Raw genomic sequence first — 24,852 nt, 5'->3', positions numbered from 1 at the left:
TTAGACCTGGTCTTTTTTGTCGTCAACCAATGGGCTGGCGTCGTGTTCTGCTTCGATCTCTTCAGCAGGAAGCGGGGCAGGTTCAGCGTCTGGCGTAACAAAGGTTTCGGTAGATACTGCCAGCGGCTGGCCAATTTTCGTGACAGACAGGCTTTCCAGTTGCTCAACCAGATTCACTTTACCCGGTGCAAACAGGTTGATAACGGTGGAACCGAGTTTAAAGCGACCCATTTCCTGGCCTTTCAGCAGTGCCACAGAACCGTCGTTTTCCCCGGCAGGCCAGGTCCAGCGCTTGATGATACCTTCGCGCGGCGGCGTAATGGTGCCCGCCCAGACCGTCTCAATGCTGCCAACAATCGTCGCTCCGACCAGAATCTGCGCCATTGGGCCAAATTCGGTATCGAAAAGGCAAATCACGCGTTCGTTACGGGCAAACAGATTCGGCACGTTCTGAGCCGTGAGATGGTTAACGGAGAAGAGATCGCCCGGCACGTAGATCATCTCACGCAGAATACCGTTGCACGGCATGTGTACGCGGTGGTAGTCACGCGGGGAGAGGTAAGTGGTCACAAACGTACCGTTGCGGAACAGGTCCGCCATCAGATAGTTGCCTGCCAGCAGGGCTTCGAGGCTGTAGTTGTGGCCTTTGGCTTGCAGGATTTTATCTTCTTCGATTTTACCCAACTGGCTGATAACGCCATCGGCAGGCATGACCAGTACATTCGGATCGGTATCGATTGGGCGTACTTCGTCACGCAGCGGACGGACAAAGAATTCGTTAAAGGTGCGGTAGCTGGCGGTGTCCGGCTTTTGCGCCTCTTTCATGTCGACCTTGTAGTATTTAACGAACAGATCGATAACCAGTTTTGTCAGCCATCCTGCCCGCTTGCTTGCGCCCCAACCCGCCAGGCGAGTAAGCCATAGTTTCGGCAGAATGTATTGTAGCGAAAGTTTAAATGAATTTAACAAGGTAGCCTCCAGGCCATTGTTTTGTCGTTCCTGATCCGGCCTACATGCCGGATCCTGAAAAAAAGGGGACGATTCTAACGACGGTTAGCTTAATTGTCAGTCATCCGTATCAGAAAAGTTTTTACGCGTTTTTACCTGCGCCATGCTTTCCAGAATACGGTGATAGTTTTCGAAACGGGTTTCCGCGATTTTCCCTTCCTCAACCGCTTCCCGGATAGCGCAGCCCGGATCGGTATCGTGTTTGCAATCGCGATATTTACACAGACCTAAATAGTCATGGAATTCGACAAAGCCCTGAGTGATTTGTTCCGGCTCCAGGTGCCAGAGGCCGAACTCACGCACTCCTGGGGAGTCAATCACATCACCGCCGTGCGGGAAGTGATACAGCCGAGCGGCGGTCGTGGTGTGCTGACCGAGCCCCGAGTTGTCAGAGATATCGTTGGTCAGGATCTCTTTTTGCAGCCCCAGCAACGCATTCAGCAGGCTGGATTTGCCGACGCCAGACTGCCCGGCAAAAATGCTGATGCGCCCGGTCAACGCCTCTTCCAGCGGTTTTAGCCCATCCTGAGTATGGCTGGAAACCATCAATACGCGATAACCGATATTGCGGTAGATATCCATCTGCTCGTTGACGAACGCCATGCCTTCGTCGTCCAGCAGGTCTATCTTGTTGAGCACAATAATCGGCTCAATCTGCAAGGTTTCGCAGGCCACCAGGTAACGGTCGATAATATTGAGCGACAGCTCCGGCAAAATGGCGGAGACAATGACAATCTGGTCGATGTTGGCGGCAATAGGTTTTACGCCGTCGTAGAAATCCGGACGCGTCAACACCGAGGTACGCTCATGCACCGCTTCCACGATCCCTTTGACATTTACGCCTTCCGCCGCCGGTTTACCCGGACGCCAGACTACGCGGTCGCCGGTTACCAGCGAACGGATGGTACGGCGAATATTGCAGCGGTGAACGTCGCCATCGGCGGATTCCACATCAGCGTGCATACCAAAGCGGCTGATGACGATACCTTCATCAGGCTCGCCAAACAGATTGTCGTCGTAGTCGGGCTTCTCCTTAGACGTTTTAAGACGACGCTGGTGATTGGCGTTCACGCGGCGCTGCTGGCCTTTGGAGAGTTTATTTTTACTCAATCGTACAGACTCCTGGTCGCCCCTGATGGGCAAAACATCTATGATACACGCAATTGTGGATCAATATAGTCACTGTGAATGGGTGGAAAATAGCATGAGTGCCAATGAAAACAACCTGATTTGGATCGATCTTGAGATGACCGGTCTGGATCCCGAGCGCGATCGCATTATTGAGATTGCCACGCTGGTGACCGATGCCAACCTGAATATTCTGGCAGAAGGGCCGACCATTGCAGTACACCAGTCTGATGAACAGCTGGCGCTGATGGATGACTGGAACGTGCGCACCCATACCGCCAGCGGGCTGGTAGAGCGCGTGAAAGCGAGCACGATGGGCGATCGGGAAGCTGAACTGGCAACGCTCGAATTTTTAAAACAGTGGGTGCCTGCGGGAAAATCGCCGATTTGCGGTAACAGCATCGGTCAGGACCGTCGTTTCCTGTTTAAATACATGCCGGAGCTGGAAGCCTACTTCCACTACCGTTATCTCGATGTCAGCACCCTGAAAGAGCTGGCGCGCCGCTGGAAGCCGGAAATTCTGGATGGTTTTACCAAGCAGGGGACGCATCAGGCGATGGATGATATCCGTGAATCGGTGGCGGAGCTGGCTTACTACCGCGAGCATTTTATCAAGCTGTAAAATTTTTCCTGGTCACGTAAGCGCCGGAATCCACTTGCGGCGGCGTGATTTTGACGCTAAATTGAACGTCTTGCTGATAATTTCAGCACTTGAGATAAAAACGCAAAAAAAACTTTTTTGGGGGGTTGCAGAGGGAAAGATTTCTCGTATAATGCGCCTCCCGTAACGACGCAGAAATGCGAAAATTACGAAAGCAAAATTAAGTAGTACGCGGGAATAGCTCAGTTGGTAGAGCACGACCTTGCCAAGGTCGGGGTCGCGAGTTCGAGTCTCGTTTCCCGCTCCAAAATTTGAAAAGTGCTGCAAAGCACAGACCACCCAAGCGGGAATAGCTCAGTTGGTAGAGCACGACCTTGCCAAGGTCGGGGTCGCGAGTTCGAGTCTCGTTTCCCGCTCCAAAATTTGAAAGTGCTGTAAGGCACAGACCACCCAAGCGGGAATAGCTCAGTTGGTAGAGCACGACCTTGCCAAGGTCGGGGTCGCGAGTTCGAGTCTCGTTTCCCGCTCCAAATTCTTCTCTCAATAAAATATCCACAGCGACGCGATGCGTTATTGCTGGTTTTTGTTGTCTCTGACAAACTCTTGTAAACAGAGTTATCCACAGCCTCAGGCTGTAATCTTAATTTCAAAGAAACTTCGCACGGTGAATAGTATTTTTTTAACCTATTGATAGATAAGTTAAAAATTAAGATTCCGTTTTGTCGAGTCGATCACTTGACGATTTTATTCGTCTTGAATTGCAATGCGTTTTTATTTTTATTCACAAGCTGTGGATGAATCAGGCGTCACGCGGTAACCCTTTTTCAATCACCCGAACCAGACGCTGTTTTTTCGGCAATTGCACTTCGACTATGCACGCATTTCGTCTCTCTATTTGCTGCGCAATCGCCCACGCTATGTGCTCATCGAGAAGTGGGTGCTCACCTTTACGACTTTCCAGCGCTGTCAAAATCGTTTCATCCCAAGGGGCATTGCCTAATGCTACGGCGATATTACGCAGCCAACGCAGGTGACCAATACGACGAATCGCCGATCCTTCCGTGACTTTTAAAAACTTCTCTTCGCTCCAGGCGAATAACTCAATGAGTTCCGGTGCGTGTAGCGGCTTACGCGGGCTGAAATCCTCTTCTGTGGTGAGTTGTGAATAGCGATTCCACGGGCAGATAAGCTGGCAGTCATCGCAACCGTAAATACGGTTTCCCATTAACGGTCGCAACTCTTCCGGGATCGCCCCTTCAAGTTCGATGGTGAGATAAGAGATACAGCGGCGAGCATCGACGGTATATGGCTCGACGATGGCACCGGTCGGGCAAATCGTCATACAGGCCACGCATTTGCCGCATCCTTCCTCGACTGGTTGATCCACGGGCAGCGGAATATCGACCAGCAATTCGCCTAAAAAGAAGAACGAACCGGCCTCGCGATTGAGGATAAGTGAGTGCTTACCTGTCCAGCCGAGCCCAGCTTTTTCAGCTAACGGGCGCTCGAGAATAGGCGCAGAATCGACAAACGGTCTAAAATTCAGCGAAACACAATGTTGCTGAATCATCTCGCCCAGCTTTTTGAGTCGGTTGCGCAGAAGTTTGTGATAGTCACGGCCCAGCGCATAACGGCTAACATAGCCGAGTTTGGGGTTTTTCAGCGTGCTGGCAAATGCGGCGTTAGCAGGAAGGTAATTCATCCGCACGCTGATCACGCGCAGCGTACCGGGCAATAACTCATGAGGGCGAGCGCGCAGCATACCGTGACGTGCCATCCAGTCCATTTCGCCGTGGTATTGTTTGTCCAGCCATGCTTGCAGTTTGGGCTCGGACTCGCTGAGATCGGTATCGGTAATACCTACCTGCTGAAAGCCCAGTTCCAGCCCCCACTGTTTAATTTTTTGCGCTAACTGATTGAGATCGAGGGGCTCTGACATGACGGACCATACAATGAAGAAAAACCCCGTAAGTATACCACACACCGTCTGGTACGCCGACGATATCCGCCGCGGAGAACGCGAGGCGGCAGATGTGCTGGGGCTCACACTCTATGAGCTGATGCTTCGCGCTGGCGAGGCCGCATTCCAGGTGTGTCGTTCGGCGTATCCTGACGCCCGCCACTGGCTGGTGCTGTGCGGTCATGGTAATAACGGCGGCGATGGCTACGTGGTCGCGCGACTGGCCAAAGCGGTCGGCATTGAGGTCACGTTGTTGGCCCAGGAGAGCGACAAACCGTTGCCGGAAGAGGCCGCGCTGGCACGCGAAGCATGGTTAAACGCGGGTGGCGAGATCCATGCTTCGAATATTGTCTGGCCCGAATCGGTAGATCTGATTGTTGATGCGCTGCTCGGTACCGGTTTGCGGCAAGCGCCCCGCGAATCCATTAGCCAGTTAATCGACCACGCTAATTCCCATCCTGCGCCGATTGTGGCGGTTGATATCCCTTCCGGCCTGCTGGCTGAAACTGGCGCTACGCCAGGCGCGGTGATCAACGCCGATCACACCATCACTTTTATTGCGCTGAAACCAGGCTTGCTCACTGGAAAAGCGCGGGATGTTACCGGACAACTGCATTTTGACTCACTGGGGCTGGATAGTTGGCTGGCAGGTCAGGAGACGAAAATTCAGCGGTTTTCAGCAGAACAACTTTCTCACTGGCTAAAACCGCGTCGCCCGACTTCGCATAAAGGCGATCACGGGCGGCTGGTAATTATCGGTGGCGATCACGGCACGGCGGGGGCTATTCGTATGACGGGGGAAGCGGCGCTGCGTGCTGGTGCTGGTTTAGTCCGAGTACTGACCCGCAGTGAAAACATTGCGCCGCTGCTGACTGCACGACCGGAATTGATGGTGCATGAACTGACGATGGACTCTCTTACCGAAAGCCTGGAATGGGCCGATGTGGTGGTGATTGGTCCCGGTCTGGGCCAGCAAGAGTGGGGGAAAAAAGCACTGCAAAAAGTTGAGAATTTTCGCAAACCGATGTTGTGGGATGCCGATGCATTGAACCTGCTGGCAATCAATCCCGATAAGCGTCACAATCGCGTGATCACGCCGCATCCTGGCGAGGCCGCACGGTTGTTAGGCTGTTCCGTCGCTGAAATTGAAAGTGACCGCTTACATTGCGCCAAACGTCTGGTACAACGTTATGGCGGCGTAGCGGTGCTGAAAGGTGCCGGAACCGTGGTCGCCGCCCATCCTGACGCTTTAGGCATTATTGATGCCGGAAATGCAGGCATGGCGAGCGGCGGCATGGGCGATGTGCTCTCTGGTATTATTGGCGCATTGCTTGGGCAAAAACTGTCGCCGTATGATGCAGCCTGTGCAGGCTGTGTCGCGCACGGTGCGGCAGCTGACGTACTGGCGGCGCGTTTTGGAACGCGCGGGATGCTGGCAACCGATCTCTTTTCCACGCTACAGCGTATTGTTAACCCGGAAGTGACTGATAAAAACCATGATGAATCGAGTAATTCCGCTCCCTGATGAGCAGGCAACATTAGACCTGGGCGAGCGGGTAGCGAAAGCCTGCGATGGCGCAACCGTAATCTATCTGTATGGCGATTTAGGCGCAGGTAAAACCACCTTTAGCCGGGGCTTTTTACAGGCTCTGGGTCATCAGGGTAATGTCAAAAGCCCCACTTATACGCTGGTCGAACCCTATACGCTCGACAACTTAATGGTCTATCACTTTGATTTGTACCGCCTTGCCGATCCCGAGGAGCTGGAGTTTATGGGGATCCGCGATTATTTTGCCAACGATGCCATCTGCCTGGTGGAGTGGCCACAACAAGGTACAGGTGTTCTTCCTGACCCGGATGTCGAAATACACATTGATTATCAGGCACAAGGCCGTGAGGCGCGCGTGAGTGCGGTTTCCTCTGCGGGTGAATTGTTGCTGGCGCGTTTAGCCGGTTAACCTTTGAAAGGTGGCGGGATGATGTATCGCATCAGAAATTGGTTGGTAGCGACGCTGCTGCTGCTGTGCACGCCGGTGGGTGCCGCGACGCTCTCTGATATTCAGGTTTCTAACGGTAATCAACAGGCGCGGATAACGTTGAGTTTTATTGGCGATCCTGATTATGCGTTTAGCCATCAAAGCAAACGCACCGTGGCGCTCGATATCAAACAAACGGGCGTGATTCAGGGACTGCCGTTGTTGTTCAGCGGCAATAATCTGGTGAAGGCGATTCGCTCTGGAACGCCTAAAGATGCACAAACGCTACGGCTGGTGGTCGATCTTACCGAAAACGGTAAAACCGAAGCGGTGAAGCGGCAGAATGGCAGCAATTACACTGTCGTCTTTACGATTAACGCCGATGTGCCGCCACCGCCTCCTCCGCCGCCCGTGGTTGCGAAACGCGTTGAAACGCCTGCGGTTGTCGCACCGCGCGTCAGCGAACCGGCGCGCAATCCGTTTAAAACGGAAAGTAACCGCACTACGGGTGTTATCAGCAGTAATACGGTAACGCGTCCGGCAGCGCGCGCGACGGCTAACACTGGCGATAAAATTATCATCGCTATTGATGCCGGACACGGCGGTCAGGACCCTGGCGCTATCGGCCCCGGTGGTACGCGGGAGAAAAATGTCACCATCGCCATCGCGCGTAAATTGCGTACTTTGCTCAATGACGATCCGATGTTTAAAGGCGTTTTAACCCGTGACGGGGATTACTTTATCTCGGTGATGGGGCGCAGTGATGTGGCACGTAAGCAAAACGCCAATTTCCTCGTGTCGATTCACGCTGATGCCGCACCGAACCGCAGTGCGACTGGCGCTTCCGTATGGGTGCTCTCTAACCGTCGCGCCAACAGTGAAATGGCCAGCTGGCTGGAGCAGCACGAGAAACAGTCGGAGCTGCTGGGTGGGGCGGGTGATGTGCTGGCGAACAGTCAGTCTGACCCCTATTTAAGCCAGGCGGTGCTGGATTTACAGTTCGGTCATTCCCAGCGGGTAGGGTATGATGTAGCGACCAGTATGATCAGTCAGTTGCAACGCATTGGCGAAATACATAAACGTCGACCAGAACACGCCAGCCTTGGCGTTCTGCGCTCGCCGGATATCCCATCAGTACTGGTCGAAACCGGTTTTATCAGCAACAACAGCGAAGAACGTTTGCTGGCGAGCGACGATTACCAACAACAGCTGGCAGAAGCCATTTACAAAGGCCTGCGCAATTACTTCCTTGCGCATCCGATGCAATCTGCGCCGCAGGGTGCAACGGCACAAACTGCCAGTACGGTGACGACGCCAGATCGCACGCTGCCAAACTAAGGACGATTGATGCCAATTCAGGTCTTACCGCCACAACTGGCGAACCAGATTGCCGCAGGTGAGGTGGTCGAGCGACCTGCGTCGGTAGTCAAAGAACTAGTGGAAAACAGCCTCGATGCAGGTGCGACGCGTATCGATATTGATATCGAACGCGGTGGGGCGAAACTTATCCGCATTCGTGATAACGGCTGCGGTATCAAAAAAGATGAGCTGGCGCTGGCGCTGGCTCGTCATGCCACCAGTAAAATCGCCTCTCTGGACGATCTCGAAGCCATTATCAGCCTGGGCTTTCGCGGTGAGGCGCTGGCGAGTATCAGTTCGGTTTCCCGCCTGACGCTCACTTCACGCACCGCAGAACAGCAGGAAGCCTGGCAGGCCTATGCCGAAGGGCGCGATATGAACGTGACGGTAAAACCGGCGGCGCATCCTGTGGGGACGACGCTGGAGGTGCTGGATCTGTTCTACAACACCCCGGCGCGGCGCAAATTCCTGCGCACCGAGAAAACCGAATTTAACCACATTGATGAGATCATCCGCCGCATTGCGCTGGCGCGTTTCGACGTCACGATCAACCTGTCGCATAACGGTAAAATTGTGCGTCAGTACCGCGCAGTGCCGGAAGGCGGGCAAAAAGAACGGCGCTTAGGCGCGATTTGCGGCACCGCTTTTCTTGAACAAGCGCTGGCGATTGAATGGCAACACGGCGATCTCACGCTACGCGGCTGGGTGGCCGATCCAAATCACACCACGCCCGCACTGGCAGAAATTCAGTATTGCTACGTGAACGGTCGCATGATGCGCGATCGCCTGATCAATCACGCGATCCGCCAGGCCTGCGAAGACAAACTGGGGGCCGATCAGCAACCGGCATTTGTGTTGTATCTGGAGATCGACCCACATCAGGTGGACGTCAACGTGCACCCCGCCAAACACGAAGTGCGTTTCCATCAGTCGCGTCTGGTGCATGATTTTATCTATCAGGGCGTGCTGAGCGTGCTACAACAGCAACTGGAAACGCCGCTACCGCTGGACGATGAACCCCAACCTGCACCGCGTTCCATTCCGGAAAACCGCGTGGCGGCGGGGCGCAATCACTTTGCAGAACCGGCAGCTCGTGAGCCGGTAGCTCCGCGCTACACTCCTGCGCCAGCATCAGGCAGTCGTCCGGCTGCCCCCTGGCCGAATGCGCAGCCAGGCTACCAGAAACAGCAAGGTGAAGTGTATCGCCAGCTTTTGCAAACGCCCGCGCCGATGCAAAAATTAAAAGCGCCGGAACCGCAGGAACCTGCACTTGCGGCGAACAGTCAGAGTTTTGGTCGGGTACTGACTATCGTCCATTCCGACTGTGCGTTGCTGGAGCGCGACGGCAACATTTCACTTTTATCCTTGCCAGTGGCAGAACGTTGGCTGCGTCAGGCACAATTGACGCCGGGTGAAGCGCCCGTTTGCGCCCAGCCGCTGCTGATTCCGTTGCGGCTAAAAGTTTCTGCCGAAGAAAAATCGGCATTAGAAAAAGCGCAGTCTGCCCTGGCGGAATTGGGTATTGATTTCCAGTCAGATGCACAGCATGTGACCATCAGGGCAGTGCCTTTACCCTTACGCCAACAAAATTTACAAATCTTGATTCCTGAACTGATAGGCTACCTGGCGAAGCAGTCCGTATTCGAACCTGGCAATATTGCGCAGTGGATTGCACGAAATCTGATGAGCGAACATGCGCAGTGGTCAATGGCACAGGCCATAACCCTGCTGGCGGACGTGGAACGGTTATGTCCGCAACTTGTGAAAACGCCGCCGGGTGGTCTGTTACAATCTGTTGATTTACATCCGGCGATAAAAGCCCTGAAAGATGAGTGATATCAGTAAGGCGAGCCTGCCTAAGGCGATTTTTTTGATGGGGCCGACGGCCTCCGGTAAAACGGCGTTAGCCATTGAGCTGCGTAAAATTTTACCAGTAGAGTTGATAAGCGTTGATTCTGCCCTTATTTACAAAGGGATGGATATCGGGACGGCGAAGCCGAACGCTGAAGAGTTACTCGCCGCGCCGCACCGATTGCTGGATATTCGCGATCCGTCGCAGGCTTACTCGGCTGCTGATTTTCGCCGCGATGCGCTGGCGGAAATGGCCGATATCACCGCGGCGGGGCGGATCCCACTGTTAGTGGGCGGTACGATGTTGTATTTCAAGGCATTGCTGGAAGGGTTGTCGCCGCTACCGTCGGCAGACCCGGAAGTACGGGCCAGAATTGAGCAACAGGCGGCAGAGCAAGGTTGGGAGTCATTGCATCGTCAACTTCAGGAGGTAGATCCGGTTGCGGCAGCAAGGATTCATCCAAATGATCCACAAAGGCTTTCCCGGGCACTGGAAGTTTTTTTCATTTCGGGTAAAACTTTAACGGAACTGACGCAAACGTCAGGAGACGCTCTACCGTATCAGGTGCATCAGTTCGCCATCGCCCCGGCGAGCCGTGAACTGCTCCATCAACGCATTGAGCAGCGTTTTCATCAGATGTTGGCTTCAGGTTTTGAAGCAGAAGTCCGGGCGCTTTTTGCCCGAGGAGATTTGCATACGGACTTGCCTTCCATTCGTTGCGTGGGTTATCGCCAGATGTGGTCTTACCTTGAAGGCGAAATCTCATACGATGAAATGGTTTATCGAGGTGTTTGCGCCACGAGACAGTTGGCGAAGCGGCAGATAACCTGGCTGCGTGGTTGGGAAGGGGTTCACTGGCTTGACAGTGAAAAACCAGAACAGGCGCGTGACGAAGTATTACAGGTTGTTGGTGCTATCGCAGGCTGAATGTGTACAATTGAGACGTATCGTGCGCAATTTTTTCAGAATCGAAAGGTTCAAAGTACAAATAAGCATATAAGGAAAAGAGAGAATGGCTAAGGGGCAATCTTTACAAGATCCGTTCCTGAACGCACTGCGTCGGGAACGTGTTCCAGTTTCTATTTATTTGGTGAATGGTATTAAGCTGCAAGGGCAAATCGAGTCTTTTGATCAGTTCGTGATCCTGTTGAAAAACACGGTCAGCCAGATGGTTTACAAGCACGCGATTTCTACTGTTGTCCCGTCTCGCCCGGTTTCTCATCACAGTAACAACGCCGGTGGCGGTACCAGCAGTAACTACCATCATGGTAGCAGCGCGCAGAATACTTCCGCGCAACAGGACAGCGAAGAAACCGAATAAGGTTTCGGGCTGTTTTTTTACACGGGGAGCCAGCGATCCTGCGTTCCCCGCTGATCTATTTAGAGGGTTATACGCTTGTTTGACCGTTATGATGCTGGTGAGCAGGCGGTACTGGTACACATCTATTTTACGCAAGACAAAGATATGGAAGACCTCCAGGAGTTTGAATCTCTGGTCTCTTCCGCCGGTGTCGAAGCATTGCAGGTGATTACCGGTAGCCGTAAAGCGCCGCACCCAAAGTATTTTGTAGGTGAAGGTAAAGCAGTTGAAATTGCGGAAGCTGTCAAAGCGACGGGTGCTTCGGTCGTTCTTTTTGACCATGCCCTGAGCCCGGCGCAAGAGCGTAACCTGGAGCGTTTGTGCGAGTGTCGTGTTATCGACCGCACCGGCCTTATTTTAGATATTTTCGCCCAACGTGCGCGTACCCATGAGGGTAAGTTGCAGGTTGAGCTGGCGCAGCTGCGCCATCTGGCTACGCGCCTGGTGCGTGGCTGGACCCACCTTGAAAGACAGAAAGGCGGGATAGGTTTGCGTGGTCCGGGTGAAACCCAGCTCGAAACCGACCGTCGTTTGTTGCGTAATCGCATCGTGCAGATACAGTCGCGCCTGGAAAGAGTTGAAAAGCAGCGTGAGCAGGGGCGGCAATCGCGTATCAAAGCCGACGTTCCTACTGTTTCGCTGGTGGGATATACCAACGCCGGTAAATCTACCCTTTTCAATCGCATCACCGAAGCGCGGGTCTACGCGGCAGACCAGTTGTTTGCCACCCTCGACCCGACGTTGCGGCGTATTGACGTTGCAGATGTCGGTGAAACCGTACTTGCAGATACCGTAGGGTTTATTCGCCACCTGCCGCACGATCTGGTGGCGGCATTTAAAGCCACGTTACAAGAGACGCGGCAAGCCACATTACTGCTGCACGTCATTGATGCGGCGGATGTGCGTGTACAAGAAAACATCGAAGCGGTGAATACGGTTCTTGAAGAGATCGACGCTCACGAGATCCCAACCCTGCTGGTGATGAACAAGATCGATATGCTGGAAGATTTCGAACCGCGTATTGATCGGGACGAAGAGAACAAACCGAACCGTGTCTGGCTTTCCGCACAGACCGGAGCGGGGATACCACAGCTTTTTCAGGCTTTGACGGAGCGGCTTTCCGGCGAGGTGGCGCAGCATACATTGCGTCTGCCACCGCAGGAAGGGCGTCTGAGAAGTCGTTTTTATCAGCTTCAGGCAATAGAAAAAGAGTGGATGGAGGAGGACGGCAGCGTAAGTCTGCAAGTTCGTATGCCGATCGTTGACTGGCGTCGCCTCTGTAAACAAGAACCGGCGTTGATCGATTACCTGATCTAACGGCGTAGCGTCTGAAGCGTGGAGTCATATCCTCTGGCGTCGAAAGACAACAGGGATCACCGCATAACAAATATGGAGCACAAACATGGCGTGGAATCAGCCCGGTAATAACGGACAAGACCGCGACCCGTGGGGAAGCAGCAAACCTGGCGGCAACTCTGAGGGAAATGGAAACAAAGGCGGTCGCGATCAAGGGCCACCTGATTTAGATGATATCTTCCGCAAACTGAGCAAAAAGCTCGGTGGTCTGGGCGGCGGTAAAGGCACCGGATCTGGCGGTGGCAGTTCATCGCAAGGCCCGCGCCCGCAGCTTGGCGGTCGTGTCGTTACCATCGCAGCGGCAGCGATTGTCATTATCTGGGCGGCCAGTGGTTTCTATACCATTAAAGAAGCCGAACGCGGCGTGGTAACACGCTTTGGTAAATTCAGCCATCTGGTTGAGCCGGGTCTGAACTGGAAACCGACGTTTATCGACGAAGTCAAACCGGTGAACGTGGAAGCCGTGCGTGAACTGGCCGCTTCTGGTGTGATGCTGACGTCGGACGAGAACGTAGTGCGCGTTGAGATGAACGTGCAGTACCGCGTCACCAATCCGGAAAAATATCTGTATAGCGTGACCAGCCCGGATGACAGCCTGCGTCAGGCTACCGACAGCGCCCTGCGTGGAGTTATCGGTAAATACACCATGGACCGCATTCTGACGGAAGGTCGTACCGTGATTCGTAGCGATACTCAGCGCGAACTGGAAGAGACGATTCGTCCGTATGACATGGGTATCACGCTGCTGGACGTCAACTTCCAGGCTGCTCGTCCGCCGGAAGAAGTAAAAGCGGCGTTTGACGATGCGATTGCCGCGCGTGAAAACGAACAGCAATACATTCGTGAAGCAGAAGCGTATACCAACGAAGTTCAGCCGCGTGCGAACGGTCAGGCGCAACGTATCCTCGAAGAGGCGCGTGCGTACAAGGCCCAGACCATCCTGGAAACTCAGGGTGAAGTGGCGCGCTTTGCTAAACTTCTGCCGGAATATAAAGCCGCGCCGGAAATTACTCGCGAGCGTCTGTATATCGAGACGATGGAAAAAGTGTTGGGTAACACCCGCAAAGTGCTGGTTAACGATAAAGGTGGCAACCTGATGGTTCTGCCGTTAGACCAGATGCTGAAAGGTGGTAACGCCCCTGCGGCGAAGAGCGATAACGGTGCCAGCAATCTGCTGCGTCTGCCGCCAGCCTCTTCCTCCACAACCAGTGGAGCAAGCAACACGTCGTCCACCAGTCAGGGCGATATTATGGACCAACGCCGCGCCAACGCGCAGCGTAACGACTACCAGCGTCAGGGGGAATAACGATGCGTAAGTCAGTTATCGCGATTATCATCATCGTGCTGGTAGTGCTTTACATGTCTGTCTTTGTCGTCAAAGAAGGTGAGCGCGGTATTACGCTGCGTTTTGGTAAGGTACTGCGTGACGATGACAACAAACCTCTGGTTTATGAGCCGGGTCTGCATTTCAAGATACCGTTCATTGAAACGGTGAAAATGCTCGACGCACGTATTCAGACCATGGACAACCAGGCCGACCGCTTTGTGACCAAAGAGAAGAAAGACCTGATCGTCGACTCTTACATCAAATGGCGCATCAGCGATTTCAGCCGTTACTACCTGGCAACGGGTGGTGGCGACATTTCGCAAGCGGAAGTGCTGTTGAAACGTAAGTTCTCTGACCGTCTGCGTTCTGAAATTGGTCGCCTGGACGTGAAAGATATCGTCACCGATTCCCGTGGTCGTCTGACCCTCGAAGTACGTGACGCGCTGAACTCCGGTTCTGCGGGTACAGAAGATGAAGTTACTACCCCGGCGGCAGATAACGCCATTGCCGAAGCGGCAGAGCGCGTAACGGCTGAGACGAAGGGCAAAGTTCCGGTCATCAACCCGAACAGTATGGCGGCGCTGGGTATTGAAGTTGTCGATGTGCGTATCAAGCAGATCAACCTGCCGACCGAAGTGTCTGAAGCGATCTACAACCGTATGCGCGCCGAGCGTGAAGCGGTAGCGCGTCGTCACCGTTCACAAGGTCAGGAAGAAGCGGAAAAACTGCGCGCGACTGCCGACTATGAAGTGACCAGAACGCTGGCAGAAGCTGAGCGTCAGGGCCGCATCATGCGTGGTGAAGGCGATGCCGAAGCAGCCAAACTGTTTGCTGATGCATTCAGTAAAGATCCGGACTTCTACGCATTCATCCGTAGCCTGCGTGCTTATGAGAACAGCTTCTCTGGCAATCAGGACGTGATGGTCATGAGCCCGGATAGCGATTTCTTCCGCTACATGAAGACGCCGACTTCCGCAACGCGTTAATATAACGACTGCGGTACAGGTCAATAAAGCCACCGCATCCTCAGGGATGTCGGTGGTTTTCTTTTTCTATAAGGATAATGAATGAATTCGACAATCTGGCTGGCGCTTGCCCTGGTTTTGGTACTGGAAGGTTTAGGGCCGATGCTTTACCCGAAGGCATGGAAGAAGATGATCTCTGCGATGACCAATTTGCCCGATAATATTTTACGTCGTTTTGGCGGTGGACTTGTGGTTGCGGGCGTTGTGGTCTACTACATGTTGAGGAAAACGATTGGCTGAACAAAAAACAGACTGATCGAGGTCATTTTTGAGTGCAAAAAGTGCTGTAACTCTGAAAAAGCGATGGTAGAATCCATTTTTAAGCAAACGGTGATTTTGAAAAATGGGTAACAACGTCGTCGTACTGGGCACCCAATGGGGTGACGAAGGTAAAGGTAAGATCGTCGATCTTCTGACTGAACGGGCTAAATATGTTGTACGCTACCAGGGCGGTCACAACGCAGGCCATACTCTCGTAATCAACGGTGAAAAAACCGTTCTCCATCTTATTCCATCAGGTATTCTCCGCGAGAATGTAACCAGCATCATCGGTAACGGTGTTGTGCTGTCTCCGGCCGCGCTGATGAAAGAGATGAAAGAACTGGAAGACCGTGGCATCCCCGTTCGTGAGCGTCTGCTGCTGTCTGAAGCATGTCCGCTGATCCTTGATTATCACGTTGCGCTGGATAACGCGCGTGAGAAAGCGCGTGGCGCGAAAGCGATCGGCACCACCGGTCGTGGTATCGGGCCTGCTTATGAAGATAAAGTAGCACGTCGCGGTCTGCGTGTTGGCGACCTTTTCGACAAAGAAACCTTCGCTGAAAAACTGAAAGAAGTGATGGAATATCACAACTTCCAGTTGGTTAACTACTACAAAGCTGAAGCGGTTGATTACCAGAAAGTTCTGGATGATACGATGGCTGTTGCCGACATCCTGACTTCTATGGTGGTTGACGTTTCTGACCTGCTCGACCAGGCGCGTCAGCGTGGCGATTTCGTCATGTTTGAAGGTGCGCAGGGTACGCTGCTGGATATCGACCACGGTACTTATCCGTACGTAACTTCTTCCAACACCACTGCTGGTGGCGTGGCGACCGGTTCCGGCCTGGGCCCGCGTTATGTTGATTACGTTCTGGGTATCCTCAAAGCTTACTCCACTCGTGTAGGTGCAGGTCCGTTCCCGACCGAACTGTTTGATGAAACTGGCGAGTTCCTCTGCAAGCAGGGTAACGAATTCGGCGCAACTACGGGGCGTCGTCGTCGTACCGGCTGGCTGGACACCGTTGCCGTTCGTCGTGCGGTACAGCTGAACTCCCTGTCTGGCTTCTGCCTGACTAAACTGGACGTTCTGGATGGCCTGAAAGAGGTTAAACTCTGCGTGGCTTACCGTATGCCGGATGGTCGCGAAGTGACTACCACTCCGCTGGCAGCTGACGACTGGAAAGGTGTAGAGCCGATTTACGAAACCATGCCGGGCTGGTCTGAATCCACCTTCGGCGTGAAAGATCGTAGCGGCCTGCCGCAGGCGGCGCTGAACTATATCAAGCGTATTGAAGAGCTGACTGGTGTGCCGATCGATATCATCTCTACCGGTCCGGATCGTACTGAAACCATGATTCTGCGCGACCCGTTCGACGCGTAATTCTGGTACGCCTGGCAGATATTTTGCCTGCCGGGCGAACAGTGTGATACATTGCTGTGTCGGGTAAGCCATTACGCTATCCGACACAGTGTTAAATCCTCGCTTTTTTCCTTCCCCGAACTGAAATAAATTAGCGACACAGCTTGTGGCTGGTTTATCATCAATATAAATGTATTTTTTCCCGATTTCCCTTTTGAGGTTGATGTGCAGTTAACGAGTTTCACTGATTACGGATTACGTGCGCTGATCTACATGGCGTCATTGCCAGAAGGGCGGATGACCAGTATTTCTGAAGTGACTGACGTCTACGGCGTCTCCCGTAATCATATGGTCAAAATAATCAATCAACTTAGTCGTGCCGGCTACGTGACTGCTGTTCGTGGAAAAAATGGCGGCATTCGCCTGGGTAAACCGGCGAGTGCGATACGTATTGGTGATGTGGTGCGCGAGCTGGAGCCCTTATCGCTGGTGAATTGCAGCAGTGAGTTTTGCCACATTACACCTGCCTGTAGGTTGAAACAGGCACTTTCTAAGGCCGTGCAAAGTTTTCTTACGGAACTGGATAACTACACGCTTGCCGATTTGGTTGAAGAGAATCAACCGCTTTATAAATTATTGCTGGTGGAGTGACGAAAATCTTCATCAGAGATGACAACGGAGGAACCGAGATGTCACAAGATCCTTTCCAGGAACGCGAAGCTGAAAAATACGCGAATCCCATCCCTAGTCGGGAATTTATCCTCGAACATTTAACCAAACGTGAAAAACCGGCCAGCCGTGATGAGCTGGCGGTAGAACTGCACATTGAAGGCGAAGAGCAGCTTGAAGGCCTGCGTCGCCGCCTGCGCGCGATGGAGCGCGATGGTCAACTGGTCTTCACTCGTCGTCAGTGCTATGCGCTGCCGGAACGCCTCGACCTGGTGAAAGGTACCGTTATTGGCCACCGTGATGGCTACGGCTTTCTGCGGGTTGAAGGGCGTAAAGATGATTTGTATCTCTCCAGCGAGCAGATGAAAACCTGCATTCATGGCGATCAGGTGCTGGCTCAGCCGCTGGGTGCTGACCGTAAAGGTCGTCGTGAAGCGCGTATTGTCCGCGTACTGGTGCCAAAAACCAGCCAGATTGTTGGTCGCTACTTTACCGAAGCGGGCGTCGGCTTTGTGGTTCCTGACGACAGCCGTCTGAGCTTCGATATCTTAATCCCGCCCGATCAGATCATGGGCGCGCGGATGGGCTTTGTGGTCGTAGTCGAACTGACTCAGCGTCCGACTCGCCGCACCAAAGCGGTGGGTAAAATCGTCGAAGTGCTGGGCGACAATATGGGCACCGGCATGGCGGTTGATATCGCTCTGCGTACCCATGAAATTCCGTACATCTGGCCGCAGGCTGTTGAGCAACAGGTTGCCGGGCTGAAAGAAGAAGTGCCGGAAGAAGCAAAAGCGGGCCGTGTTGATCTGCGCGATTTACCGCTGGTCACCATTGATGGCGAAGACGCCCGTGACTTTGACGATGCAGTTTACTGCGAGAAAAAACGCGGCGGCGGCTGGCGTTTATGGGTCGCGATTGCCGACGTCAGCTACTATGTGCGTCCGTCAACGCCGCTGGACAGAGAAGCGCGTAACCGTGGCACGTCGGTGTACTTCCCTTCGCAGGTTATCCCGATGCTGCCGGAAGTGCTCTCTAACGGCCTGTGTTCGCTCAACCCGCAGGTAGACCGCCTGTGTATGGTGTGCGAGATGACGGTTTCGTCGAAAGGCCGCCTGACGGGCTACAAATTCTACGAAGCGGTGATGAGCTCTCACGCGCGTCTGACCTACACCAAAGTCTGGCATATTCTGCAGGGCGATCAGGATCTGCGCGAGCAGTACGCCCCGCTGGTTAAGCATCTCGAAGAGTTGCATAACCTCTATAAAGTGCTGGATAAAGCCCGTGAAGAACGCGGTGGGATCTCATTTGAGAGCGAAGAAGCGAAGTTCATTTTCAACGCTGAACGCCGTATTGAACGTATCGAACAGACCCAGCGTAACGACGCGCACAAATTAATTGAAGAGTGCATGATTCTGGCGAATATCTCGGCGGCGCGTTTCGTTGAGAAAGCGAAAGAACCGGCACTGTTCCGTATTCACGACAAGCCGAGCACCGAAGCGATTACCTCTTTCCGTTCAGTGCTGGCGGAGCTGGGGCTGGAACTGCCGGGCGGTAACAAGCCGGAACCGCGTGACTACGCGGAGCTGCTGGAGTCGGTTGCCGATCGTCCTGATGCAGAAATGCTGCAAACCATGCTGCTGCGCTCGATGAAACAGGCGATTTACGATCCAGAAAACCGTGGTCACTTTGGCCTGGCATTGCAGTCCTATGCGCACTTTACTTCGCCGATTCGTCGTTATCCAGACCTGACGCTGCACCGCGCCATTAAATATCTGCTGGCGAAAGAGCAGGGGCATCAGGGCAACACCACTGAAACCGGCGGCTACCATTATTCGATGGAAGAGATGCTGCAACTGGGTCAGCACTGTTCGATGGCGGAACGTCGTGCCGACGAAGCAACGCGCGATGTGGCTGACTGGCTGAAGTGTGACTTCATGCTCGACCAGGTAGGTAACGTCTTTAAAGGCGTAATTTCCAGCGTCACTGGCTTTGGCTTCTTCGTCCGTCTGGACGACTTGTTCATTGATGGTCTGGTCCATGTCTCTTCGCTGGACAATGACTACTATCGCTTTGACCAGGTAGGGCAACGCCTGATGGGGGAATCCAGCGGCCAGACTTATCGCCTGGGCGATCGCGTGGAAGTTCGCGTCGAAGCGGTTAATATGGACGAGCGCAAAATCGACTTTAGCCTGATCTCCAGCGAACGCGCACCGCGCAACGTCGGTAAAACGGCGCGCGAGAAAGCGAAAAAAGGCGATGCAGGTAAAAAAGGCGGCAAGCGTCGTCAGGTCGGTAAAAAGGTAAACTTTGAGCCAGACAGCGCCTTCCGCGGTGAGAAAAAAACGAAGCCGAAAGCGGCGAAGAAAGACGCGAGAAAAGCGAAAAAGCCATCGGCGAAAACGCAGAAAATAGCTGCAGCGACCAAAGCGAAGCGTGCGGCGAAGAAAAAAGTGGCAGAGTGATCAATACCCTCTTTAAAAGAAGAGGGTTAGATTGCTGACAAAATGCGCTTTGTTCATGCCGGATGCGGCGTGAACGCCTTATCCGGCCTACATAATCACGCAAATTCAATATATTGCAGAGATCATGTAGGCCGGATAAACGTAGTGCATCAGGCAAAACGTAAACAACGAGTACATTAATGAGCGAAATGATTTACGGCATCCACGCAGTGCAGGCCCTGCTGGAGCGCGCCCCTGAACGTTTTCAGGAAGTCTTTATTTTAAAAGGCCGTGAAGATAAACGTCTGTTACCGCTGATTCACGCCCTTGAGTCTCAGGGCGTGGTTATCCAGTTGGCAAACCGCCAATATCTCGACGAGAAAAGCGACGGTGCCGTGCATCAGGGCATTATCGCCCGCGTGAAGCCAGGACGTCAGTATCAGGAAAACGATCTGCCGGATCTGATCGCTTCGCTCGATCAACCGTTCCTGCTGATCCTCGACGGCGTAACCGATCCGCACAACCTCGGCGCGTGCCTGCGTAGTGCGGACGCCGCAGGCGTTCATGCGGTGATTGTGCCGAAAGATCGCTCCGCACAGCTCAACGCTACGGCGAAAAAAGTAGCCTGCGGCGCGGCAGAAAGCGTTCCGCTGATTCGGGTGACTAACCTTGCGCGCACCATGCGTATGTTGCAGGAAGAGAATATCTGGATCGTCGGTACGGCAGGCGAGGCGGATCATACACTCTATCAGAGCAAAATGACCGGACGCCTGGCGCTGGTGATGGGTGCGGAAGGTGAAGGTATGCGTCGCCTGACTCGTGAACATTGCGATGAGTTGATCAGCATCCCGATGGCTGGAAGCGTTTCTTCCCTGAACGTTTCGGTTGCGACCGGAATTTGCTTATTTGAAGCGGTGCGCCAGCGCAGCTAATTTCTCAGAATTATGAAAAGCCATCCAGATTTGGATGGTTTTTTTTTGTCTATAGCTGGTAAGATAATTACGTATTGCAAATATTCATTTTATTAATATTTAAACTTAATCTATATGGAATAATATATGACATGGAATCCGTTGGCGCTAGCGACGGCGCTGCAAACTGTACCTGAACAAAATATTGATGTAACAAATAGCGAGAACGCATTAATTATTAAAATGAATGATTATGGCGATTTGCAAATCAATATTCTTTTTACTTCCCGCCAAATGATTATCGAAACCTTTATTTGTCCGGTGAGTAGTATCAGCAATCCAGATGAATTTAATACCTTCTTATTAAGAAATCAGAAGATGATGCCGTTGTCATCGGTAGGGATCTCCAGCGTACAACAGGAAGAGTATTACATTGTTTTCGGGGCGTTATCGCTTAAATCTTCTCTTGAAGATATCCTGCTTGAGATAACCTCGCTGGTAGATAACGCATTGGATCTGGCTGAAATTACAGAAGAATATTCACACTAATTACAAGGACGGGTATTTATGGGAATTTTAAAAAGTTTATTTACGCTGGGGAAATCGTTTATCTCCCAGGCGGAAGAATCCATTGAAGAAACCCAGGGCGTGCGCATGCTGGAACAGCATATTCGTGACGCTAAAGCTGAACTCGATAAAGCCGGAAAATCTCGCGTTGATCTGCTGGCGCGGGTGAAATTAAGTCACGATAAGCTGAAAGATTTACGTGAGCGCAAAGCCAGTCTGGAAGCCCGTGCGCTGGAAGCGTTAAGCAAGAACGTTAATCCGTCGTTGATTAACGAAGTTGCTGAAGAAATCGCGCGCCTTGAGAATTTCATTACCGCTGAAGAGCAAGTGTTGTCGAATCTGGAAGTCTCCCGTGATGGCGTGGAAAAAGCAGTTACAGCGACAGCGCAGCGTATCGCTCAGTTTGAGCAGCAAATGGAAGTCGTTAAAGCCACTGAAGCCATGCAGCGTGCACAACAGGCTGTAACAACCTCTACCGTTGGCGCATCTTCCAGCGTTTCGACAGCGGCAGAATCCTTAAAACGCCTGCAAACGCGTCAGGCCGAACGTCAGGCTCGCCTGGATGCTGCCGCACAGTTGGAGAAAGTCGCAGACGGTCGCGACCTTGACGAAAAGCTGGCGGAAGCCGGAATTGGCGGTAGCAATAAAAGTAGCGCCCAGGATGTATTAGCAAGACTGCAACGCCAACAGGGCGAGTAATTTTTTTGCCAGCCTCGCTAAAAGGCTGGCAACTATTTTAAGGATAAAATATGTCTGGTTTTTTCCAGCGTCTGTTTGGCAAGGATAATAAGCCAGCTATCGCTCGTGGTCCGCTGGGACTTCATCTCAATAGTGGCTTTACGCTCGACACGTTAGCGTTTCGTTTGCTGGAAGATGAATTGCTGATTGCGCTGCCGGGTGAGGAATTTACGGTAGCCGCCGTCAGCCACATCGATCTGGGCGGCGGTAGTCAGATTTTCCGCTACTACACTTCAGGCGATGAGTTTCTGCAAATCAATACCACCGGCGGCGAAGATATTGATGACATTGATGATATCAAGCTCTTTGTCTATGAAGAGAGCTACGGTATCAGTAAAGAGAGTCACTGGCGCGAGGCGATCAACGCCAAAGCGATGGGAGCAATGACCTTAAACTGGCAGGAAAAACGCTGGCAGCGATTTTTTAACAGCGAAGAACCGGGAAATATCGAACCCGTCTACATGCTGGAAAAAGTAGAAAATCAAAACCATGCCAAATGGGAGGTCCATAATTTTACCATGGGCTACCAACGGCAAGTAACCGAAGATACTTACGAATATTTGCTGCTAAATGGTGAGGAATCTTTTAACGATCTCGGCGAGCCAGAGTGGTTATTTTCGCGCGCGTTGGGTGTCGATATCCCGCTGACATCACTTCATATTATTGGTTAATTACAAGGACGTTTACAATGCATATACTGGATTCACTTCTTGCCTTTAGCGCCTATTTTTTTATTGGCGTGGCTATGGTGATTATTTTTCTGTTTATCTATTCTAAAATTACACCGCACAACGAATGGCAGTTAATCAAAAACAATAATACCGCGGCGTCACTGGCGTTCAGCGGTACATTGTTGGGTTACGTTATCCCCTTATCCAGTGCGGCAATCAATGCGGTGAGTATTCCAGACTATTTCGCCTGGGGCGGGATTGCACTGGTGATTCAGTTACTCGTTTTTGCTGGTGTCAGACTTTATATGCCCGCATTAAGCGAAAAAATTATTAATCACAATACCGCAGCAGGAATGTTTATGGGAACCGCCGCGCTGGCTGGCGGTATTTTTAACGCAGCTTGTATGACATGGTAATGGACGATCATGGCCAGAAAACGCAAATCAAGAAATAACAGTAAAATTGGTCACGGAGCGATTAGTCGCATTGGTAGACCGAATAATCCTTTTGAACCGTGCCGCAATCGCTACGCACAAAAATACTTAACGTTGGCGCTAATGGGCGGTGCCGCTTTTTTCGTATTGAAAGGTTGTAGCGATAGTAGCGATGTCGATAACGACGGCGACGGAACGTTTTACGCGACAGTGCAGGATTGTATTGATGACGGTAATAATGCCGACATTTGCGCGCGTGGCTGGAACAACGCCAAAACGGCATTTTATGCCGATGTTCCGAAGAATATGACTCAGCAGAACTGTCAGTCTAAGTACGAAAATTGCTACTACGACAATGTTGAACAGAGTTGGATCCCGGTCGTTTCTGGATTTTTGTTAAGCCGGGTTATTCGTAAAGATCGCGATGAGCCGTTTGTTTATAACAGCGGCGGTTCCTCTTTTGCTTCGCGCCCAGTCTGGCGCAGCACTTCTGGTGATTACTCCTGGCGCTCCGGTTCTGGCAAAAAAGAGTCTTACTCTTCGGGCGGCTTTACCACCAAAAAAGCGTCTACCGTTTCTCGCGGCGGCTATGGTCGTTCTTCCAGCGCCCGTGGGCATTGGGGAGGCTAATCATGCTGAGACACAACGTTCCTGTGCGACGGGATCTGGACCAGATCGCCGCTGACAACGGTTTCGACTTTCATATCATCGACAATGAAATCTATTGGGATGAGAGTCGGGCTTACCGTTTTACTCTGCGCCAGATTGAAGAGCAGATCGAAAAACCGACTGCGGAACTGCATCAGATGTGCCTTGAGGTGGTGGATCGCGCGGTAAAAGATGAAGAGATCCTGACGCAACTGGCGATCCCGCCGTTGTACTGGGATGTGATCGCTGAAAGCTGGCGCGCCCGCGATCCTTCGCTGTATGGACGGATGGATTTTGCCTGGTGTGGCAATGCGCCGGTGAAGCTGCTGGAGTACAACGCCGATACGCCAACTTCATTGTACGAGTCGGCTTATTTCCAGTGGCTGTGGCTGGAGGATGCCCGGCGCAGCGGCATTATTCCGCGTGATGCCGATCAGTACAATGCTATTCAGGAACGCCTGATTTCACGCTTTAGCGAGCTTTACAGTCGGGAACCGTTTTATTTTTGCTGCTGTCAGGACACCGATGAAGACAGGAGTACCGTGCTGTACTTGCAGGACTGCGCCCAGCAGGCAGGGCAGGAGTCGCGGTTTATCTACATTGAAGATCTCGGTTTGGGCGTCGGCGGCGTACTGACCGATCTTGATGATAATGTCATCCAGCGTGCATTTAAGCTGTATCCGCTGGAGTGGATGATGCGTGACGATAACGGTCCGCTGCTGCGCAAGCGTCGCGAGCAATGGGTGGAGCCGTTATGGAAAAGTATCTTGAGTAATAAAGGGCTAATGCCGCTGCTTTGGCGCTTCTTCCCTGGTCATCCTAATCTTCTTGCGTCCTGGTTCGATGGCGAGAAACCGCAGATTGCCGCTGGCGAAAGCTATGTGCGTAAACCAATCTATTCGCGCGAAGGCGGCAACGTCACCATTTTTGACGGCAAGAATAACGTTGTTGACCACGCTGATGGTGATTACGCCGATGAACCGATGATCTACCAGGCGTTTCAACCTCTGCCGCGGTTTGGCGATAGCTACACACTCATCGGTAGCTGGATTGTCGATGATGAAGCGTGCGGAATGGGGATCCGTGAAGATAACACACTGATCACCAAAGACACCTCACGTTTCGTTCCGCATTACATTGCTGGATAAAAATGTTTTAGCAATCTCTTTCTGTCATGAATCCATGGCAGTGACCATACTA

25 protein-coding genes and 3 tRNA genes are annotated in these 24,852 nt (G+C 52.6%); 25 read left to right on the top strand and 3 right to left on the bottom strand.

Features of this window, described 5'->3' with window-relative positions; translation table 11 throughout:
• Both asd and rsgA read right to left on the bottom strand, forming a co-directional pair.
• Positions 1–969 carry an archaetidylserine decarboxylase gene (asd, locus tag KXD89_RS19935; protein WP_000934920.1) on the bottom strand — a complete coding sequence of 323 codons (969 nt, stop codon included), beginning with the start codon at positions 967–969 and terminating at the stop codon, positions 1–3.
• A gap of 96 nt (positions 970–1,065) precedes the next feature.
• Positions 1,066–2,118 carry a small ribosomal subunit biogenesis GTPase RsgA gene (rsgA, locus tag KXD89_RS19930; protein WP_000041964.1) on the bottom strand — a complete coding sequence of 351 codons (1,053 nt, stop codon included), beginning with the start codon at positions 2,116–2,118 and terminating at the stop codon, positions 1,066–1,068.
• A 94-nt stretch (positions 2,119–2,212) separates the two neighbouring features.
• Here rsgA and orn point away from each other — a divergent pair, with 94 nt between their 5' ends.
• From orn to KXD89_RS19905, 5 genes are all read left to right on the top strand, one after another.
• Complete coding sequence (gene orn, locus KXD89_RS19925) at positions 2,213–2,758, top strand: oligoribonuclease (protein ID WP_001295188.1); 546 nt, start codon at positions 2,213–2,215, stop codon at positions 2,756–2,758.
• Positions 2,759–2,968: 210 nt separating this feature from the next.
• Positions 2,969–3,044 (top strand) — tRNA-Gly (locus KXD89_RS19920).
• Between the two features lie 36 nt (positions 3,045–3,080).
• Positions 3,081–3,156 (top strand) — tRNA-Gly (locus KXD89_RS19915).
• A gap of 35 nt (positions 3,157–3,191) precedes the next feature.
• Positions 3,192–3,267 (top strand) — tRNA-Gly (locus KXD89_RS19910).
• Between the two features lie 233 nt (positions 3,268–3,500).
• Positions 3,501–3,554 carry a hypothetical protein gene (locus KXD89_RS19905; protein WP_010723271.1) on the top strand — a complete coding sequence of 18 codons (54 nt, stop codon included), beginning with the start codon at positions 3,501–3,503 and terminating at the stop codon, positions 3,552–3,554.
• On the opposite strand, the gene queG is transcribed toward KXD89_RS19905, so the two are convergent.
• Complete coding sequence (gene queG / locus KXD89_RS19900) at positions 3,537–4,676, bottom strand: tRNA epoxyqueuosine(34) reductase QueG (RefSeq protein ID WP_001294219.1); 1,140 nt, start codon at positions 4,674–4,676, stop codon at positions 3,537–3,539. The genes KXD89_RS19905 and queG overlap by 18 nt on opposite strands.
• Between queG and nnr the strand changes: the two genes are divergently transcribed.
• The 20 genes from nnr (at position 4,675) to KXD89_RS19800 (ending at position 24,800) form a co-directional block, all read left to right on the top strand.
• Positions 4,675–6,222, top strand: coding sequence for a bifunctional ADP-dependent NAD(P)H-hydrate dehydratase/NAD(P)H-hydrate epimerase (gene nnr / locus KXD89_RS19895; protein ID WP_001295189.1), 1,548 nt, complete (start codon positions 4,675–4,677; stop codon positions 6,220–6,222). The genes queG and nnr overlap by 2 nt on opposite strands.
• Positions 6,194–6,655, top strand: a complete 462-nt coding sequence (gene tsaE, locus KXD89_RS19890) for a tRNA (adenosine(37)-N6)-threonylcarbamoyltransferase complex ATPase subunit type 1 TsaE (protein WP_000981977.1) — start codon at positions 6,194–6,196, stop codon at positions 6,653–6,655. The genes nnr and tsaE overlap by 29 nt, the downstream gene beginning before the upstream one ends.
• 18 nt (positions 6,656–6,673) lie before the next feature.
• Positions 6,674–8,011, top strand: a complete 1,338-nt coding sequence (gene amiB / locus KXD89_RS19885; RefSeq protein ID WP_000990333.1) for an N-acetylmuramoyl-L-alanine amidase AmiB — start codon at positions 6,674–6,676, stop codon at positions 8,009–8,011.
• Between the two features lie 9 nt (positions 8,012–8,020).
• Complete coding sequence (mutL, locus tag KXD89_RS19880) at positions 8,021–9,868, top strand: DNA mismatch repair endonuclease MutL (RefSeq protein ID WP_001122505.1); 1,848 nt, start codon at positions 8,021–8,023, stop codon at positions 9,866–9,868.
• On the top strand, positions 9,861–10,811 hold the full coding sequence (miaA, locus tag KXD89_RS19875) for a tRNA (adenosine(37)-N6)-dimethylallyltransferase MiaA (RefSeq protein WP_001280345.1): 951 nt from the start codon (positions 9,861–9,863) through the stop codon (positions 10,809–10,811). Before mutL ends, miaA begins: the two co-directional genes overlap by 8 nt.
• An 85-nt stretch (positions 10,812–10,896) precedes the next feature.
• Positions 10,897–11,205, top strand: coding sequence for an RNA chaperone Hfq (hfq, locus tag KXD89_RS19870; protein WP_001051883.1), 309 nt, complete (start codon positions 10,897–10,899; stop codon positions 11,203–11,205).
• A gap of 75 nt (positions 11,206–11,280) precedes the next feature.
• Complete coding sequence (gene hflX, locus KXD89_RS19865) at positions 11,281–12,561, top strand: ribosome rescue GTPase HflX (RefSeq protein ID WP_000460362.1); 1,281 nt, start codon at positions 11,281–11,283, stop codon at positions 12,559–12,561.
• 85 nt (positions 12,562–12,646) lie between these two features.
• Entirely contained in the window at positions 12,647–13,906 is a 1,260-nt protein-coding gene (hflK, locus tag KXD89_RS19860) for an FtsH protease activity modulator HflK (protein WP_001698805.1), read from the top strand.
• Positions 13,907–13,908: 2 nt separating this feature from the next.
• Positions 13,909–14,913 (top strand): protease modulator HflC, encoded by a 1,005-nt coding sequence (gene hflC / locus KXD89_RS19855; RefSeq protein WP_001232412.1) that lies wholly within the window; start codon positions 13,909–13,911, stop codon positions 14,911–14,913.
• An 81-nt stretch (positions 14,914–14,994) separates the two neighbouring features.
• Positions 14,995–15,192 carry a DUF2065 domain-containing protein gene (locus KXD89_RS19850; protein ID WP_001089295.1) on the top strand — a complete coding sequence of 66 codons (198 nt, stop codon included), beginning with the start codon at positions 14,995–14,997 and terminating at the stop codon, positions 15,190–15,192.
• A 103-nt stretch (positions 15,193–15,295) separates the two neighbouring features.
• Positions 15,296–16,594, top strand: a complete 1,299-nt coding sequence (gene purA, locus KXD89_RS19845) for an adenylosuccinate synthase (protein WP_000527955.1) — start codon at positions 15,296–15,298, stop codon at positions 16,592–16,594.
• A 204-nt stretch (positions 16,595–16,798) separates the two neighbouring features.
• Positions 16,799–17,224 carry a nitric oxide-sensing transcriptional repressor NsrR gene (gene nsrR, locus KXD89_RS19840; RefSeq protein ID WP_001177639.1) on the top strand — a complete coding sequence of 142 codons (426 nt, stop codon included), beginning with the start codon at positions 16,799–16,801 and terminating at the stop codon, positions 17,222–17,224.
• 38 nt (positions 17,225–17,262) lie between these two features.
• Positions 17,263–19,704, top strand: coding sequence for a ribonuclease R (gene rnr / locus KXD89_RS19835; RefSeq protein WP_000076332.1), 2,442 nt, complete (start codon positions 17,263–17,265; stop codon positions 19,702–19,704).
• 179 nt (positions 19,705–19,883) lie between these two features.
• A complete protein-coding gene (gene rlmB, locus KXD89_RS19830; protein WP_001293282.1) occupies positions 19,884–20,615 on the top strand; it encodes a 23S rRNA (guanosine(2251)-2'-O)-methyltransferase RlmB in 732 nt (243 codons plus the stop codon).
• Positions 20,616–20,741: 126 nt separating this feature from the next.
• The gene (locus tag KXD89_RS19825) at positions 20,742–21,143 is read left to right on the top strand and encodes a YjfI family protein (protein ID WP_000220128.1); all 402 of its coding nucleotides are present in this window, start codon (positions 20,742–20,744) and stop codon (positions 21,141–21,143) included.
• A gap of 18 nt (positions 21,144–21,161) precedes the next feature.
• Positions 21,162–21,860, top strand: coding sequence for a PspA/IM30 family protein (locus KXD89_RS19820; protein WP_001776061.1), 699 nt, complete (start codon positions 21,162–21,164; stop codon positions 21,858–21,860).
• 50 nt (positions 21,861–21,910) lie between these two features.
• Positions 21,911–22,570: a YjfK family protein gene (locus KXD89_RS19815; RefSeq protein WP_000012550.1), complete on the top strand. Its 660-nt coding sequence runs from the start codon at positions 21,911–21,913 to the stop codon at positions 22,568–22,570.
• Positions 22,571–22,587: 17 nt separating this feature from the next.
• Complete coding sequence (locus KXD89_RS19810) at positions 22,588–22,986, top strand: DUF350 domain-containing protein (RefSeq protein WP_000547760.1); 399 nt, start codon at positions 22,588–22,590, stop codon at positions 22,984–22,986.
• 9 nt (positions 22,987–22,995) lie between these two features.
• Complete coding sequence (locus KXD89_RS19805; protein ID WP_000101658.1) at positions 22,996–23,634, top strand: DUF1190 domain-containing protein; 639 nt, start codon at positions 22,996–22,998, stop codon at positions 23,632–23,634.
• A 2-nt stretch (positions 23,635–23,636) separates the two neighbouring features.
• Positions 23,637–24,800 (top strand): glutathionylspermidine synthase family protein, encoded by a 1,164-nt coding sequence (locus KXD89_RS19800; RefSeq protein ID WP_000943959.1) that lies wholly within the window; start codon positions 23,637–23,639, stop codon positions 24,798–24,800.
• Positions 24,801–24,852: the final 52 nt, after the last annotated feature.

The organism is Escherichia sp. TC-EC600-tetX4 (assembly GCF_019356055.1).
Taxonomy (GTDB): Bacteria; Pseudomonadota; Gammaproteobacteria; order Enterobacterales; family Enterobacteriaceae.
This window is presented reverse-complemented; position numbering and strand designations above follow the sequence as displayed.

Bases quoted from the DNA above. Each gene is read 5' to 3' on its own strand.
- KXD89_RS19820 (WP_001776061.1), top strand. From the start codon at position 21,162: ATGGGAATTTTAAAAAGTTTATTTACGCTGGGGAAATCGTTTATCTCC.
- KXD89_RS19805 (WP_000101658.1), top strand. From the start codon at position 22,996: ATGGCCAGAAAACGCAAATCAAGAAATAACAGTAAAATTGGTCACGGA.
- KXD89_RS19825 (WP_000220128.1), top strand. From the start codon at position 20,742: ATGACATGGAATCCGTTGGCGCTAGCGACGGCGCTGCAAACTGTACCT.
- KXD89_RS19800 (WP_000943959.1), top strand. From the start codon at position 23,637: ATGCTGAGACACAACGTTCCTGTGCGACGGGATCTGGACCAGATCGCC.
- queG (WP_001294219.1), bottom strand. From the start codon at position 4,676: ATGTCAGAGCCCCTCGATCTCAATCAGTTAGCGCAAAAAATTAAACAG.
- mutL (WP_001122505.1), top strand. From the start codon at position 8,021: ATGCCAATTCAGGTCTTACCGCCACAACTGGCGAACCAGATTGCCGCA.
- KXD89_RS19810 (WP_000547760.1), top strand. From the start codon at position 22,588: ATGCATATACTGGATTCACTTCTTGCCTTTAGCGCCTATTTTTTTATT.
- rnr (WP_000076332.1), top strand. From the start codon at position 17,263: ATGTCACAAGATCCTTTCCAGGAACGCGAAGCTGAAAAATACGCGAAT.
- amiB (WP_000990333.1), top strand. From the start codon at position 6,674: ATGATGTATCGCATCAGAAATTGGTTGGTAGCGACGCTGCTGCTGCTG.
- purA (WP_000527955.1), top strand. From the start codon at position 15,296: ATGGGTAACAACGTCGTCGTACTGGGCACCCAATGGGGTGACGAAGGT.
- orn (WP_001295188.1), top strand. From the start codon at position 2,213: ATGAGTGCCAATGAAAACAACCTGATTTGGATCGATCTTGAGATGACC.
- hflK (WP_001698805.1), top strand. From the start codon at position 12,647: ATGGCGTGGAATCAGCCCGGTAATAACGGACAAGACCGCGACCCGTGG.
- nnr (WP_001295189.1), top strand. From the start codon at position 4,675: ATGACGGACCATACAATGAAGAAAAACCCCGTAAGTATACCACACACC.
- KXD89_RS19815 (WP_000012550.1), top strand. From the start codon at position 21,911: ATGTCTGGTTTTTTCCAGCGTCTGTTTGGCAAGGATAATAAGCCAGCT.
- hflC (WP_001232412.1), top strand. From the start codon at position 13,909: ATGCGTAAGTCAGTTATCGCGATTATCATCATCGTGCTGGTAGTGCTT.
- rlmB (WP_001293282.1), top strand. From the start codon at position 19,884: ATGAGCGAAATGATTTACGGCATCCACGCAGTGCAGGCCCTGCTGGAG.
- miaA (WP_001280345.1), top strand. From the start codon at position 9,861: ATGAGTGATATCAGTAAGGCGAGCCTGCCTAAGGCGATTTTTTTGATG.
- tsaE (WP_000981977.1), top strand. From the start codon at position 6,194: ATGATGAATCGAGTAATTCCGCTCCCTGATGAGCAGGCAACATTAGAC.
- hfq (WP_001051883.1), top strand. From the start codon at position 10,897: ATGGCTAAGGGGCAATCTTTACAAGATCCGTTCCTGAACGCACTGCGT.
- KXD89_RS19850 (WP_001089295.1), top strand. From the start codon at position 14,995: ATGAATTCGACAATCTGGCTGGCGCTTGCCCTGGTTTTGGTACTGGAA.